At 40.8% G+C, this 16277-nt stretch carries 14 protein-coding genes; 9 read left to right on the forward strand and 5 right to left on the reverse strand.

Going from position 1 to position 16277, the window contains the following annotated elements:
- Nucleotides 1–49: 49 nt before the first annotated feature.
- On the reverse strand, nt 50–229 hold the full coding sequence (locus tag MHI20_RS01070; protein WP_003211596.1) for a DUF5325 family protein: 180 nt from the start codon (nt 227–229) through the stop codon (nt 50–52).
- Nucleotides 230–342: 113 nt separating this feature from the next.
- Here MHI20_RS01070 and typA point away from each other — a divergent pair, with 113 nt between their 5' ends.
- Nucleotides 343–2181 (forward strand): translational GTPase TypA, encoded by a 1839-nt coding sequence (gene typA, locus MHI20_RS01075; protein WP_012009833.1) that lies wholly within the window; start codon nt 343–345, stop codon nt 2179–2181.
- A gap of 96 nt (nt 2182–2277) precedes the next feature.
- Nucleotides 2278–2559, forward strand: coding sequence for a YlaH-like family protein (locus tag MHI20_RS01080; RefSeq protein ID WP_045034298.1), 282 nt, complete (start codon nt 2278–2280; stop codon nt 2557–2559).
- Between the two features lie 29 nt (nt 2560–2588).
- Here the strand turns inward: MHI20_RS01080 and MHI20_RS01085 are convergent, their stop codons facing one another.
- Nucleotides 2589–2819: a YlaI family protein gene (locus MHI20_RS01085; RefSeq protein WP_340936331.1), complete on the reverse strand. Its 231-nt coding sequence runs from the start codon at nt 2817–2819 to the stop codon at nt 2589–2591.
- A 309-nt stretch (nt 2820–3128) separates the two neighbouring features.
- Nucleotides 3129–3746 (reverse strand): YhcN/YlaJ family sporulation lipoprotein, encoded by a 618-nt coding sequence (locus tag MHI20_RS01090; RefSeq protein ID WP_039168625.1) that lies wholly within the window; start codon nt 3744–3746, stop codon nt 3129–3131.
- A gap of 140 nt (nt 3747–3886) precedes the next feature.
- On the opposite strand from MHI20_RS01090, the gene MHI20_RS01095 reads away from it, so the two are divergent.
- Nucleotides 3887–5209, forward strand: coding sequence for a PhoH family protein (locus tag MHI20_RS01095; RefSeq protein WP_340939186.1), 1323 nt, complete (start codon nt 3887–3889; stop codon nt 5207–5209).
- A 15-nt stretch (nt 5210–5224) separates the two neighbouring features.
- Here MHI20_RS01095 and MHI20_RS01100 read toward each other — a convergent pair whose 3' ends face one another.
- Entirely contained in the window at nt 5225–5707 is a 483-nt protein-coding gene (locus MHI20_RS01100) for a peptidyl-prolyl cis-trans isomerase (protein WP_340936334.1), read from the reverse strand.
- 120 nt (nt 5708–5827) lie between these two features.
- Between MHI20_RS01100 and glsA the strand changes: the two genes are divergently transcribed.
- From glsA to MHI20_RS01125, 5 genes are all read left to right on the forward strand, one after another.
- A complete protein-coding gene (gene glsA, locus MHI20_RS01105) occupies nt 5828–6757 on the forward strand; it encodes a glutaminase A (protein WP_019743436.1) in 930 nt (309 codons plus the stop codon).
- Nucleotides 6758–6879: 122 nt separating this feature from the next.
- Nucleotides 6880–7161 carry a YlaN family protein gene (locus MHI20_RS01110; protein ID WP_003212509.1) on the forward strand — a complete coding sequence of 94 codons (282 nt, stop codon included), beginning with the start codon at nt 6880–6882 and terminating at the stop codon, nt 7159–7161.
- Nucleotides 7162–7371: 210 nt separating this feature from the next.
- Entirely contained in the window at nt 7372–8583 is a 1212-nt protein-coding gene (gene ftsW, locus MHI20_RS01115) for a putative lipid II flippase FtsW (RefSeq protein ID WP_008345051.1), read from the forward strand.
- 79 nt (nt 8584–8662) lie between these two features.
- Nucleotides 8663–12109 carry a pyruvate carboxylase gene (pyc, locus tag MHI20_RS01120; protein ID WP_041092203.1) on the forward strand — a complete coding sequence of 1149 codons (3447 nt, stop codon included), beginning with the start codon at nt 8663–8665 and terminating at the stop codon, nt 12107–12109.
- A gap of 299 nt (nt 12110–12408) precedes the next feature.
- A complete protein-coding gene (locus tag MHI20_RS01125) occupies nt 12409–13842 on the forward strand; it encodes a cryptochrome/photolyase family protein (RefSeq protein ID WP_340936337.1) in 1434 nt (477 codons plus the stop codon).
- Nucleotides 13843–13881: 39 nt separating this feature from the next.
- On the opposite strand, the gene MHI20_RS01130 is transcribed toward MHI20_RS01125, so the two are convergent.
- On the reverse strand, nt 13882–14805 hold the full coding sequence (locus MHI20_RS01130; RefSeq protein WP_024720295.1) for a COX15/CtaA family protein: 924 nt from the start codon (nt 14803–14805) through the stop codon (nt 13882–13884).
- A gap of 389 nt (nt 14806–15194) precedes the next feature.
- On the opposite strand from MHI20_RS01130, the gene cyoE reads away from it, so the two are divergent.
- The gene (gene cyoE / locus MHI20_RS01135) at nt 15195–16112 is read left to right on the forward strand and encodes a heme o synthase (RefSeq protein ID WP_007499825.1); all 918 of its coding nucleotides are present in this window, start codon (nt 15195–15197) and stop codon (nt 16110–16112) included.
- Nucleotides 16113–16277: the final 165 nt, after the last annotated feature.

Raw genomic sequence — 16277 nt, forward strand, 5'->3', positions numbered from 1 at the left:
TAAAATAAAAGCCTTCTACATGTAAAATGTAAAAGGCTTTTCATAAATTTTATGATTGTACGTTTAATTTTCGTTTTAATGTAAATCCTGTACCCATGAAAATCATGGCGAACACAATACTTAGACAAATACCCAGCACGTTTTTTTCTGCAAGAGTTACCCCAATAAACGCCATACTGACAACCGCAAGTAATGCACATAATAATAGAAGCCATTTGATTTGTTTCATTTGTCTCCATCCCTTTTTTTAGAGTTAATATAAGTTTACAGAAAAACGATCGGCATTTAAAGGGGATTGTGATATAATATGAAAGTTATCTAATTATTTTAGGAGATGAAAATGTGAAACTTCGAAAAGACCTTCGCAACATCGCAATTATTGCCCACGTTGACCATGGTAAAACGACGCTTGTTGACCAATTGCTCCATCAAGCTGGTACTTTCCGTGCGAATGAAAATATCGCTGAGAGAGCCATGGATTCAAATGATTTAGAGCGAGAGCGCGGTATTACGATCTTAGCTAAAAATACTGCGATCCATTATAAAGATACACGCATTAATATTTTAGATACACCAGGACACGCCGATTTCGGTGGTGAAGTTGAGCGTATCATGAAAATGGTAGATGGTGTACTTCTCGTTGTGGATGCATATGAAGGTTGTATGCCTCAAACACGATTCGTGCTAAAAAAAGCACTTGAGCAAAACTTAACACCAATTGTTGTTGTCAATAAAATTGACCGTGATTTTGCTCGTCCAGCTGAAGTAGTCGATGAAGTCATTGACTTGTTCATTGAATTGGATGCAACAGAAGAACAGCTTGAATTCCCAGTTGTATATGCATCAGCAATCAATGGTACAGCAAGTAACGATGCTAGTAAGCAAGATGAAAACATGGAATCGTTGTTTGAAGCGATTGTCAACCATATCCCATGCCCAGTCGACAACCATGAAGAGCCGCTTCAATTCCAAGTGGCGCTACTTGATTACAATGATTATGTTGGAAGAATTGGAATTGGCCGTGTATTTAGAGGAACGATGCAAGTAGGACAGCAAGTTGCTCTAATGAAAGTGGATGGCAGTGTAAAACAATTCCGCGTGACGAAGATTTTTGGTTTCCAAGGGTTAAAACGAGTGGAAATCAATGAAGCGAAAGCTGGAGATCTTGTTGCAGTATCTGGTATGGAAGACATCAACGTAGGAGAAACAGTCTGCCCGGTAGAACACCAAGAGGCTTTGCCGATCCTGCGTATTGATGAGCCGACACTTCAAATGACATTTGTTGTGAACAACAGCCCATTTGCAGGTCGTGAAGGAAAATACGTGACGTCACGTAAAATTGAAGAGCGTTTAGAACAGCAGCTTCAAACAGACGTAAGTCTTCGTGTAGATCCAACGGATTCACCTGATGCTTGGGTCGTATCAGGACGCGGTGAGCTTCACTTATCCATTCTGATTGAGAATATGAGACGTGAAGGATTTGAACTGCAAGTATCGAAGCCAGAAGTTATTGTAAAAGAAGTTGACGGTGTTCGATGTGAGCCTGTTGAGCGCGTTCAAATTGATGTACCAGAAGAGCACACTGGCTCTATCATGGAATCAATGGGCGCAAGAAAAGGTGAAATGATTGACATGATCAATAATGGTAATGGTCAAGTTCGCCTGATCTTTACAGTGCCATCACGTGGTTTAATCGGATATACAACTGAATTTCTTTCATTAACTCGTGGTTTTGGTATTTTGAACCATACGTTTGACAGCTACCAGCCGATGCAGTCTGGTCAAGTTGGCGGACGCCGTCAAGGTGTACTTGTTTCAATGGAAACAGGTAAAGCAACTGCTTACGGAATCCAAGGCGTTGAAGAGCGCGGTGTGATTTTCGTTGAGCCGGGTGTTGAAGTATACCAAGGAATGATTGTTGGTGAGCATAACCGTGAAAACGATCTTGTTGTCAACGTGAGCCGTATGAAACAACAAACAAACGTACGTTCAGCGACAAAAGATCAAACGGTTAGTATGAAAAAACCACGTATTATGTCACTTGAGGAATCTCTTGAGTACTTAAATGAAGACGAATACTGTGAGGTTACACCGGAATCGATCCGTTTAAGAAAGAAAATTTTAGATAAAAACGAACGTGAGAAAGCTGCGAAGAAGAAAAAGCTAGCAGGATTATCTTAATTCCATGAAGAATTAAAAAGATAGAACCCTGAAAGATAAGGGGAGGGAATCTTTTTGAATGATCAGGAAGTAAGTGAGAATCTATCCTTTTTCGCGATGCTGTTTCGTGTCGATGAAAATCCGCAAACAGGGATGTGGCTCTTATATGGCACCATCCTTGTTTTAGCGATTATTGTTTTTAAACTCGGATTTGCTAGACGTTTACCGATTTTAAAAGCACTTGTCATTTATTTGTTTTTGATTTTTGGCTGCACGTTTCTCACATTTCTAGGTATCTTCTTGCCAGTCGCAGAAGGCCTGGTTGTGGCAGCTGTCATTTTGATTATTTATAAAATACGGCTGCATCGTGCGAAAAAAGAAGGAACAGTAAGTACGTAAAAAAGACCTGAACTTGTGTCAGGTCTTTTTTATGTCTTCTGTTCTTTTTTTCCTTTTTTCTTCTTTTTCTCTTTCGTCGCAGGATCTTGATAAAGAGAGAATCTGCCAGTTTTGATGCGTGCCTCTGTCTTTACTTTAATTCTTTCTTGGCAGTCATCGCACATATATGTATGAATCGGTCGATTTCTTAACCGTTTAGCAACAAGTGTATCATTATTAATGGTTTCAAGTTTTTCACATAATGAGCACTTCACTCTCATCATTTTCACCTCACTTTGGTCATGCCTTCATTATAGCATGTTTTTTGAGCCACTTAAAATCAGCATAAAAAAGGCTTATATCACAAGAGATATAAGCCGCAGCGTGTAGACAAACCCTCGCATTCGGTGTCAGTCCTGCGCTTCGGTGCTCACGAATGTCAAATTCACTCCGCGCCGATGCTCGTCCTTCCTAGGGCTGCAAAGGTTTTCTATCACGCTGAAAAGAAGACAAAGAGCCAAAATAAAGTTCATTTTAGCCCTTTGTCAACAATCTGATGCTTATATCACAATAGATATAAGCCGTTCTCATTATTTCTTCTGATTCATATGATGGTTTGATTGATCATTTTGGTTTTTTTCTAATTGCTTTTGATCTTGTTGTTTGAGCTGATGGTTCGGATCATTTGTCGGATCTATTTCGTTACGGTCGATTTCATTTCGAGGCATTTCTGGCATAACACGGCCCACAATAGCTGCTAGTTCGTCCATAATTCCGCTTACTGGCCTGCCAGCTTGTATTTCTTTGCCCATTTCCTTTAAACGGCTCACTGTATCTGGATCAGCGACGACAACAGCATTCGCACCTTCTGGGTCATTTTTCAGAGCTTTGGCGACTGAATATTTAATGGTTTCAACTTTGCTTCTATCTAAATCATCTTTTACATCAATGCCGACGACAGCATACTTGCCGATGACGATCGCTGTTGCGTCATTTACATCTGCTACATGCTCAGTCACATTCACTAGGTGCTTTGCCACATCTGTTGATGGGCGGGCTTTGTCAGTGTTTTTCTTGGATGAGTCTGATACTCTTACTAAATGCTTGTTTCCGTCTTGATGTTCTTGTGCCAAAGGCTTCTCTTGATGCTGGCAAGCGCCTAATAAAAGAATGGTTTGAACCATGAATAACGTCAAAAATAGTCGCATGTGTATTCCCTCCTTCACAAACTGCATGATTTATTTTATTGTTGAATTAACCTTCTAACTTTATTCATGAAAACATATATTTTAACAATCGTTTTTGGAAAGACAAGGATGAATGAAACCCCGATCAGGAGGCGAAGGACCTGAGTAAAATTTATGTATTAGACACAAATGTGTTATTACAGGATCCGAATTCAATCTTTTCATTTGAAGACAACGAGGTCGTGATTCCGGCCGTAGTGTTAGAAGAAGTAGACTCGAAGAAGAGATATATGGACGAGGTTGGGCAAAATGCACGACGTGTCTCACGTTTAATCGACGGGTTGAGATCGAAAGGGAAACTGCATGAAAAAATTACGCTGGAGTCAAAAGGAACGCTGCGTATTGAGCTGAATCATCGCTCTTTCCATGAACTTCAAGAAATTTTCATCGAAAAAACAAACGATAACCGGATTTTGGCTGTTGCGAAGAATTTGAGCTTAGAGGAAGAAACAAAACCGGATGGCCGGCCTGTTATTTTGGTCAGCAAAGATGTCCTAGTGCGAGTAAAGGCGGATGCCATTGGTCTGCAAGCAGAGGATTTCTTAAGCGATCGAGTGCTACAAAATGAAGACATTGATAACGGCTATCTCGAGCTCTATATTCCGACTGAGCAGCTGAATACATTTTATAAGCAAAATCAGTTACCGATAAAAGACGTCACCCAAACGCCATTAAACCCTCATCAATTTGTTATTATGAAGGGAAATGAGGGTGGTTCTGCTTTGGGGATGCTTGATCAAAAAGCAGAGCATGTGAAACGGCTTATTTATGACCAAGAACATATTTGGGGAATTCGCCCAAAAAATGTCCAGCAAACGATGGCGCTTGAGTTACTTTTACGCCGCGATATTCCGCTTGTGACACTTATCGGAAAAGCGGGAACAGGAAAGACACTGCTTGCACTTGCTGCTGGATTAATGCAGACAGAGGACCTCGGCATGTTTAAAAAGCTCATCGTGGCCCGCTCTATTGTTCCTGTCGGTAAGGACTTAGGGTATTTGCCAGGCGAAAAAGAAGAGAAGCTCAGACCGTGGATGCAGCCGATTTATGACAACCTAGAATTTTTATTTAACACAAAAAAACCTGGTGAACTCGATGCGATACTAGCGGGCATCGGTTCAATTCAAGTGGAAGCTTTAACGTATATTCGCGGGAGAAGTATCCCTGATCAATTTATCATTATCGATGAGGCGCAAAATTTAACAAAACACGAAGTGAAAACATTATTAACGCGGGTTGGTGAGGGAAGTAAAATTGTGCTGATGGGAGACCCAGAGCAGATTGATCACCCTTATTTAGACAGCTTAAATAATGGGCTCACATATGTCATTGAGCGTTTCAAAGGGCAGCAAATATCTGGACATGTCAAGCTTGTCAAAGGAGAAAGGTCTGGACTTGCACAGCTTGCAGCTGATTTATTATAGTCCAGACCCGTCATCTTATGTAATGATTAACTCTTTGACGCCTTTAATCGGATGAGTGATGTTGGACTGATCCTCGAAATATACGTGGATTGGTCCTTCTTCTGTTATAGGCTTTCCATTTTGGCTGAAATGGGCAATGCTATCCATCGCCTTAGAGAGCGGAACAGCAATTGTTTCTGTTTCTGTGACAAATTCACACGTCTCCGCTTGTTCGAGCGGTTCTGCATTTTTTATCATGTCGCCAAGTTTCATCCCGAAGCTGCCTGTGACAAGTCTTTCTTTTTCGTACTTTTTCTCTGTTTTTAATGTGGGTGGAAGTGTTTGACCTTCTCTTATGACCCGCTCTTGATCGAGTTCCTGATCTAGCTGCTGCTCTTCGTTTGCTGCACTTTTCTCAAAAAATGAATCCATTAAAAATTTACGGTCATCAAAAATCCATACACTCGGATCAATGGTGATCTTGTATTGTACGTTCCCCTTGATTTGAATAATGCTCATGTTCAAGACAACCCCTTTCCAACATAAATTATAGAAGTTTTCGCCCGCTTTGTCACTTTCATAAACATGCACCTCCTTGTACACACTATGATTAGACGAAAAATAGGGAGGATTTTGGGCATGGCATGTCGTGACAATGAAGAGCTTCAGCGATTTGTAGAAGAGGCAAAAAAGGTGGCCAAAAATGGAAAGGTAGCATCCTATATTCCGGCACTCGGTAAAGCGGATCAATCGGATTTATCTGTCGCTGTTTATCATGTGAGTAATACGTGCCACTCAGCGGGAGATGTTGATAAACGATTCACCCTGCAAAGTATTTCAAAAGTATTAGCCCTGGCGCTCGTGCTCTCAGAAGAAGGACCGAAAAAAGTGTTTCAATATGTTGGACAAGAACCGACTGGCGACCCGTTTAATTCGATGATTAAACTAGAGACTGCAAGCCCCAATAAGCCGCTTAATCCAATGATTAATGCAGGAGCACTTGCCGTTACAAGTTTAATAAGAGGGGCAACGCCGCAAGATCAGCTGAACCGGCTGCTTGGTTTTATTAGAGAGCTTGCCAATGACACCACCATTACATATTGCAAAGAAACCGCTGCATCCGAATTTGAAACATCAATGATTAACCGCGCAATGTGCTATTATATGAAGCAATATCATATCATTAAAGGGAATGTAGAAGAGGTGATGGATGTCTATACGAAGCAGTGCGCCGTCATGATGAATAGCCTGGATTTGGCGAAGATCGCGTGTGTTTTTTCATTAGATGGCAGGCATCCGGAGACAGGAAAGCAAATCCTTTCGAAAGATGTTGCTAGAATTTGTAAAACGTTTATGGTCACATGCGGTATGTACAATGCGAGCGGGGAATTTGCGATCAATATCGGAATCCCTGCTAAAAGTGGTGTTTCAGGCGGAATTATGGGGGCGGCGCCATACGACTTTGGGATAGGTATATTTGGGCCTGCTTTGGATGAAAAAGGGAATAGTATTGCGGGTATTAAGCTGCTTGAACTCATGAGTGAAAAATATGAGATGAGTATCTTTTAATGACGAATGGCTTCTTTTTATTTTTACAGAGCGAACTGTACAAATCTGCTTGCAATTTTGGGCGTTTCGCTTTATGATAAATAGAAGAATTAGGTACTCGCCTGGGGAACGGAGGGATACTTTTGGCGTCAGAAATTTTAGTCGATCATCGGCAAAAAGCACTGGCTTTATTAAAATTGGATGCAGATAAAATTTTAAAATTGATCCAAGTGCAAATGGACAACTTAACGATGCCGCAATGTCCTCTTTATGAAGAGGTTTTAGATACTCAAATGTTCGGATTATCGAGAGAAATTGATTTCGCTGTCCGGCTTGGATTAGTTGATCAACATGAAGGCAAAAAACTACTCGATAAACTTGAGAGAGAACTATCCGCACTTCATGATGCGTTCACAAAAAAATAATGATTGAAAACTCAAACTTCCACAACATAAGTTTGAGTTTTTTTGTCCGCCTTTTTATTTTGATTGATGCCAAACGGACTTGATTGTCTCATGAAAGACGAACAATATAAAGAGGTAAAACGGGATCAAACGGAGAAAATGTAGTAGAATAAGAACAGCTAAGAGAAGAGAATATCAAGCGATAGAAATAGACGTTAGGAAGAGGATTATATGTTAAAGAGAATGCTAAAATCGTATGACTACTCATTATTGTTCGCCATTATATTAATTAGCGCATTCGGCTTGGTGATGGTGTATAGCTCAAGTATGATTACATCTGTGATCAGATATGATGCTGCGCCAGATAATTTTTTCAAGAAACAGCTTTTATTTATGATTGTCGGGGCGGTCATCTTGATTTTTACAGCCCTCATTCCGTATCAGCTGCTCTTAAATAAAAGATTCCAAATTGTGATGCTTTTGCTATCTGTGTTTTCTCTCATTTATGTGTATTTTGGCGGTCACATTGCAGGGAATGCTAGAAGCTGGATCAAATTTGGGCCTTTTAGTCTTCAGCCAGCAGAATTCGTTAAGATCGTTGTCATCATTTATCTTGCTGCTGTCTATGCAAAGAAGCAGCATTATATTGACCATATTTTAAGAGGGGTTACACCTCCAATTGTGGTTGTCTCCATCCTATGCGGATTTATTATTTTGCAGCCAGACTATGGGACAGCTTTTATCATTGGTATGATTGCCCTTGCGATGATTTTATGCTCAGGGTTTAGCGGTAAAACGCTGGCCAAGCTGCTCGCATTATTTAGTGCGGTGATGGTTGTTGTGACACCGTTTATTATTCTTTTTTGGGATAAAATTTTCACGCAGAATCGTCTTGGACGTTTTGAGAGTTTCCAAGATCCATTTAAAGACGCAGGCGCTTCTGGGCATCAATTGATTAATTCATATTATGCGATTGGATCAGGCGGCTTTTTTGGGCTTGGTCTCGGAGAGAGTGTACAAAAGTATGGATACCTTCCAGAACCTCATACAGATTTTATCATGGCAATTATCTCGGAAGAGCTTGGTTTTTTCGGTGTATTTTTTGTCCTTGCTCTCCTTGGCTTTATTGTCGTGAAAGGTTTTTACATTGCGAGAAAGTGTGAAGATCCGTTTGGAAGTTTGCTTGCAATAGGAATTTCTTCAATGATTGCCATCCAAACGTGTATTAATTTGGGCGGTGTTTCAGGTCTCATTCCGATCACTGGGGTCACACTTCCGTTTATCAGCTACGGGGGATCCTCTATCATTTTACTGAGTGGATGTATGGGAATATTGCTGAATATCAGCATGTTTACTGAATATAAAGAGCGTTATAAAAAGAAAAAATCAATCAGCAAACCATCGATTCAAAAAAATGGATTGCAGAAAACTTTGAATCTTTAGAAAACAAAAGTGTACAGTTTTCATTTCTTCCTTTATTATAGAGTACATATAAAATTTTAAGGGATATGGAGGAGTGAGAATGTCACAGAGAACAATTCAAAAGGTTCTAGTTGCAAACAGAGGGGAAATCGCTATCAGAGTCTTTAGGGCCTGTACGGAGCTCAACTTACGTACAGTGGCCATTTACTCCAAAGAAGACTCGGGCTCTTATCATCGCTATAAAGCCGATGAAGCATATCTAGTTGGAGAAGGGAAAAAGCCGATTGATGCCTACCTTGATATCGAGGGGATCATCGAAATTGCAAAACGAAATGACGTGGATGCGATTCATCCAGGATACGGATTTTTATCTGAAAACATTCATTTTGCAAGACGATGCGAAGAGGAAGGCATCCAATTCATCGGCCCAACTTCTCAACATTTAGATATGTTTGGAGATAAAGTAAAAGCGAGAGATGAAGCGAAAAAAGCTGGAATTCCAGTCATTCCAGGAAGTGACGGGCCAGTTGATTCGGTCAAAGAAGTCGAAAAATTCGGTGAAGAATACGGTTACCCGTTTATTATTAAAGCTTCACTTGGAGGCGGCGGCCGAGGTATGCGGATTGTCAGATCAAAAGAGGAGCTGAACGAAGCCTATGACCGTGCAAAGTCAGAGGCGAAAGCGGCTTTTGGAAATGACGAAGTATATGTTGAAAAGCTGATTGAAAATCCGAAACATATTGAAGTGCAGGTGATTGGAGACAATCACGGCAATATCATTCATTTATACGAGCGTGACTGCTCTGTTCAAAGGCGTCATCAAAAAGTCATTGAGGTTGCACCAAGTGTGTCTCTTTCTAATCAATTACGTGAAGACATCTGTGAAGCGGCTGTTCAGCTGGCCCAGAATGTATCGTATATCAATGCAGGGACTGTAGAATTCCTAGTGGCAAATGGCGAGTTTTATTTTATTGAAGTCAATCCTAGGGTCCAGGTGGAACACACGATCACAGAAATGATCACAGGTGTCGATATCGTCCAAACCCAAATTCTTGTCGCAAAAGGACATGACCTTCACAGCAAAGAAGTAGGGATACCAAAACAAGAAGATATCTTTACACATGGATTTGCCATTCAATCAAGGGTCACAACAGAAGATCCTTTGAATGATTTTATGCCAGATACAGGAAAAATCATGGCTTACCGTTCAGGCGGTGGTTTTGGTGTACGTCTTGATACAGGGAACAGCTTCCAAGGTGCGGTGATTACACCTTATTACGATTCACTGTTGGTCAAGCTGTCAACTTGGGCACTTACATTTGATCAAGCTGCGGCTAAAATGGTCCGAAATTTACAAGAATTCAGGATTCGCGGCATTAAAACAAATATCCCGTTTCTTGAAAACGTCGCAAAGCACGAGAAGTTTCTAAGAGGGGAATATGATACATCGTTTATTGATTCAACACCTGAGCTATTTAACTTCCCTAAGCAAAAAGACCGCGGAACGAAAATGCTTACTTATATTGGTAACGTTACCATTAATGGGTTCCCTGGTATTTCGGAAAATAAGAAGCCTCATTTTGATCAACCAAATGTGCCGAAACTTGCTGTCCATGAAACGATTCCTTCTGGAACAAAACAATTGTTAGACAAGCATGGACCTGAGGGACTCGCCAATTGGGTGAAAGAACAAAGCGGTGTACTCTTAACAGATACAACCTTTAGAGACGCACATCAATCGCTGCTTGCAACACGCTTTAGAACGCACGACTTAAAGAAAGTTGCGCAGCCAACAGCAGGCTTATGGCCAGAGTTATTCAGTATGGAAATGTGGGGCGGTGCTACATTTGATGTGGCATATCGTTTCTTGAAAGAAGATCCTTGGGAAAGATTGAAAGAGCTTCGTCAAGAAGTGCCAAACACTTTGTTCCAAATGCTATTAAGATCTTCAAACGCTGTCGGATATACAAACTATGCGGATAATGTGATTAAAGCATTTGTAAAGGAATCGGCAGAGGCAGGCATTGACGTTTTCCGTATTTTCGACAGTCTAAACTGGGTCAAAGGTATGACGCTTGCCATTGATTCTGTTCGTGAATCCGGCAAAGTGGCAGAGGCAGCGATTTGTTATACAGGTGATATTCTTGATCCATCACGTCCGAAATATGATTTGAAATATTATGTCTCTCTTGCGAAGGAGCTTGAATCCGCAGGCGCTCATATTTTAGGCATTAAAGATATGGCGGGATTATTAAAACCGCAAGCGGCTTATGAGCTTGTATCGGCTCTAAAAGACGAGCTCACGATTCCAATCCATCTTCATACACACGATACGAGTGGAAATGGACTCTTCACCTATGCAAGAGCGATTGATGCAGGTGTTGATATTGTTGATGTTGCAGTCAGCTCTATGGCGGGTCTCACATCACAGCCAAGTGCGAGCTCATTATATTATGCTTTAGACGGACATGAAAGAAAGCCAGAAATGAATGTTCAAGCGGTTGAACGTCTTTCTCAATATTGGGATTCCGTCAGAAAATATTACCATGAGTTTGAAAGCGGAATGAATTCACCGCATACAGAAATTTATGAGCATGAAATGCCTGGCGGTCAGTATAGTAACCTGCAGCAGCAGGCGAAAGGTGTCGGCCTTGGCGAACGCTGGAATGAAGTAAAAGAAATGTACAGACGTGTAAATGACATGTTTGGTGACATTGTGAAAGTGACACCGTCTTCTAAAGTGGTCGGAGATATGGCACTTTATATGGTGCAAAACGATCTGACAGAAGAGGATGTTTATGAAAAAGGAGCAACACTGGATTTCCCAGATTCGGTTGTTGAATTGTTTAAAGGTTATTTAGGGCAGCCTCATGGCGGATTCCCAGAAAAGCTGCAAAAGCTGATTTTAAAAGGGGAGGAGCCGCTTACTGTCAGACCGGGTGAGAAACTGAAGCCTGTGGACTTTGAAGAGATCAAAAAGCAGTTCAAAGAATCACATGATCTGACGTTGACAGAACAAGATGCCATTGCATATGCTTTATACCCGAAAGTCTTTTCTGAATTTGTTCAAACAGCAGAAAGCTATGGAGATATCTCTGTTCTTGACACACCAACCTTCTTCTACGGGATGAGACTTGGTGAAGAAATTGAGGTAGAAATTGAAAAAGGGAAAACCCTCATTGTCAAACTCGTGTCCATTGGAGAACCGAATCCGGACGCTACAAGAGTGCTTTACTTTGAACTGAATGGACAGCCGCGTGAAGTGGTCATTAAGGATGAAAGCATCAAATCCTCCGTTCAAGAAAAAATGAAGGCAGATCGCTCAAATCCAAATCACATTGCGGCATCAATGCCAGGCACTGTCATCAAAGTACTTGTTGAAAAAGGACAGAAAATTTCCCAAGGTGAGCATTTGATGATCAATGAAGCGATGAAAATGGAAACGACGGTACAAGCACCGTTCTCGGCAGTCGTGGATGAAATTCATGTCACGAATGGAGAAGGGATTCAAACTGGAGATCTGTTGATTGTCTTAAAGCCTGAATAATGAGTGAGACACATCCCCTGCGATGTGTCTCAGCGTATAGACAAACCCTTGCATTCTTTGTCAGTCCTGCGTGCTGGCGCTCACGAATGTCACATTCGCTCCGCTCCAGTACTCGTTCTTCCTAGACTTCAAGGGCTTTCTATCACGCTGAAAAGAAGACAAAGGGCTAAAATAAAGAGCATTTTAGCCCTTTGTCAACAATCCAAGACACATCCCCTGCGATGTGTCTTTTTTTGAGCGCATTAAAATGTGCAGCCGCCCGCTAGAGTGATTACACTATAGAATGAGGTGAAGAAAGAGTGGAAATTGTCGTGATTTGGTTTCGCCGAGATATGCGATTGGATGATCATATCGCCTTATCAAAAGCGATCACATATGCAAAAAAACATCAGTACCGATTATTTGCTTTTTATCATCTAGATCCGTTTTTTACAGAAATGGAACTGGATTTGAACAACGAACATTTCTTTCAAAACTTGGCCAATTTCGTCAAGGAAGCGAGAGAATCTCACATGTATGTTCATCTCATTCATGATGATATTTTGTCCGCTTTTCAAAAGCTCATGAATGCTTATGACATCAATGCGGTCTTTTTTAATGAAGACGAAGTAGGAAATGGTCAAACACGTGATGAGCAAGTGACCCGTTTCTTAGAAGAAAAGGGCATTCATGTGTCAAAGTGGCAAGATACGCATCTGCATGGGGCGAGAGATATTTTAAAAGCGGATGGTTCTCATTATCAAGTGTTTACTCCATACTATCAAGCGTGGAGGAAGCAGGAGAAGCAGTCTGTGATAAAAGTTGACAAATCATTTCTGAGCAGCAAGCATACGATTTGTGATGAGTCACTTTCTGAAAAGGGAGATGAGAAACTAAGGGACATCATCAAGAAATGTACAAGGAAATTCGATCAGATTGGATCAGACAAAGCGATGAGCACGCTAGGCGGCTTTATTCAAGAAAGATTGACGCATTATCACGAGAAACGAGATATTCCGTCTGTTTTTGGGACGAGCAAGCTGTCTCGGTTCTTAAAAACCGGAACCATTTCTATTCGCACAATCTTTCATGCGGTCAATGAGGAAGAACTTTTTGAAGATAAGGGCAAGGAAACATTTATGAAAGAGCTAGCGTGGCGTGATTTTTATCATATGATCTTTGCGCATTATCCAGAGATGAAAGAAAAAGAAATCAACTCCTCCTTTCAACATATAAAATGGAATGATGATCAGACACTTTTTGAAGCTTGGTGTAAAGGACAAACAGGCTTCCCGCTCGTTGACGCTGGGATGAGACAGTTAAATGAAGAAGGCTGGATGCATAACCGTTTGAGAATGGTGACGGCTTCATTTCTGACAAAAGATTATCTCATCGATTGGAGAATGGGCGAGGCGTATTTTGCGAGAAAACTTGTCGACTATGATGAGGCTTCGAATATTGGAGGATTTCAGTGGGCAGCCTCTGTCGGAACGGATGCTGTTCCTTACTTCCGTATTTTTAACCCAACGACCCAGTCGAAACGATTTGATCCAAGCGGAGAATATATTAGAAGGTATGTACCAGAACTAAAGCATGTGAATGAAAAATGGATTCATGAACCGAGTAAAATGCCGATAGATGAGCAAATGAAATCGGGATGTGTGTTGGGGGATACATATCCTCTGCCTACAGTCGATCATCAAGAAAGACGAAAAAAGGCCATTTCGCTATTTGAAGAAGCGAAACAAACATAAAAGAAATCCCCCTTTTCGGATGAAAGGGGGATTGTATGTTTATCTGAAAGGCTCTCTATTTTCATATTTAAACCGGGCAATGAGTAAGCAGAAGTAGCATAGTACCCCAAACAAACAAGAAATAAAGAATGAATGAGCAAGCGCATAACCGAGTGCGAGCTGAGAATAAACAGACATGACACCAGAGATCGCTTGAAGTGTAATCAGAATGGCTGAAATGATCCATCCATAATACAGCTGCTTTTGTTCTTTATAATGTTTAAGGGCATGGAACATCGCAACAAATATCCAGACGAATAAAAGAAGGGCTGCTGCTCGGTGAGACATTTGAACCCATTGATTAAAATACGCTGGAAGTGCGCCGTCTTTTGAACAAAATGGGAAGACAGAGCATGCAAGACTTGATTTTGTATGTCTCACATAGGCGCCCGTATACACCACAATATACGTATATGTGATCAACCCATAAATATGGAACTGCATTCTTTTGCCGATATGAAGCGGCTTCACAAGCTTTGTTTCAGATCTGGTGGCTTCAAACACAAGCAGTGCCAGCAGTAAAACGGAAGCAAAAGAAATCAGTGAAATACCGAAGTGCAGTGCCATGACAAGTGCGTTAGAACCAAACACAACGGCGAGTGCCCCTAACAGTGCTTGAAGCAGTAAGAATATAATGGACATGATGACCAAAAACTTGGTTTCACGGAATACTGGACTGATTTTTTTCCAGCATAAGACCGCCAGTGCCAATACAAGAATGGTGGAAACTCCTGTTGACATGCGGTGGCTCCATTCGATAATGGAAGCAGGGTTCATTTCTGGAAAGAAACGACCGTGGCAAAGGGGCCACTGTCTGCCGCAGCCAAGACCGGAGCCAGTTTTCGTCACAAGCGCACCGCCAATCAGAACGATCAGCATCACAAATGTTGTGACAACGCTCAATAACCTTAAAGCAAATTTCATCAAATGATTTCACCTTCTCTAAATAACTTCTGATCTAAATGAAAACCTCACATGCTCTCAAGTTTAAGCCAAATGCGTGTTCTGTTGCAATTCATAATGACCAAAGTTCACAAAAAAATGATATGTTAGTTCACAAAGTTTACAGATTTAGAGTGCTTGATCTTTCTTTGACAGTCTGATAGAAATAGAGGAGAGAATATTTCATTTTGCACCGCCTTCTGAAACGCACATCCTAATAAATTCACGAAAAGTTCACAAATAACTTCAAGTTTGTCGTTTATTATTTAATAGGATGTTTTTTTACAGCTCTTTATCTTGTATGATAGAGTTGTAACGATTTTACGTTTTATTCGTTCGTTTGAAGGTTTGGGCAAGGGAGGTTATACACATTGGCAAATTCCAAAACAGCCGCGGAAGCAGCTATTCATGGACAAATAGAAGAAACAACCGCTTTAAAAGATTTTCTTGCTCTTATTAAAATGGGCATCGTCAATTCCAATTTCATTACAACATTTACTGGAATGTGGCTTGCTTTTTATTTTACAGATATGAGTTTCCTTGGGAATCTTGATATTGTGCTGTTAACAATGATTGGTTCTTCTCTTATTATTGCCGGTTCATGCGCCATTAATAATGCGTTTGACCGTGATATTGATATACTAATGGAAAGAACAAAAACAAGACCGACGGTGACAGGTAAAGTTCAGCCAGGTCAAGCGTATGCATTTGGTATTCTGCTTGTTGTACTTGGACTGATTATGCTTCTGATGACAACTGTTACATCAGCAGTGATTGGATTTATCGGTGTCTTTACTTATGCAGTTCTATACACGATGTGGTCTAAACGTCATTACACCATTAATACAGTCATTGGGAGTGTATCTGGTGCGGTTCCGCCATTAATTGGCTGGACAGCTGTTACAGGCACCATCGACACAACGGCTTGGGTCCTGTTTATGATTATGTTCATCTGGCAAATTCCGCATTTCTTATCACTTGCGATTAAGAAAACGGAAGATTACCGCAAAGCAGGTATTCCAATGCTGCCAGTTGTTTACGGCTTTGAAGTCACAAAACGCCAAATCATCATTTGGACAGCATGTCTTCTTCCGCTTCCATTTTTCTTAGGTGGATTAGGATGGCCGATTGTCGCACTTGGCACATTGCTGAACATTGGATGGCTCGTCATTGGGCTTATGGGCTTTAAAATGAAAGATATCATGAAGTGGTCAACACTCATGTTCGTTTATTCATTAAACTACTTAACGATCTTTTTCGTTGCGATGATTATTATTACACTATTCTAGAGTGAAATACACTTTGATCACATCAAAACAATGGCTATATCTTATAACACAACATTTTCTTACAACTATGAAAGCCGCCTGATATTCAGTTCTATTTAGGCGGCTTTCTGTTTATACATAGATGGTATTTTGAGTAAAAACATCATTTTTTTATGAAAAGAGGAA

Origin of the sequence: Bacillus sp. FSL K6-1106 (assembly GCF_038005245.1) — a bacterium.
Classification (GTDB): Bacteria; Bacillota; Bacilli; order Bacillales; family Bacillaceae; genus Bacillus; species Bacillus altitudinis.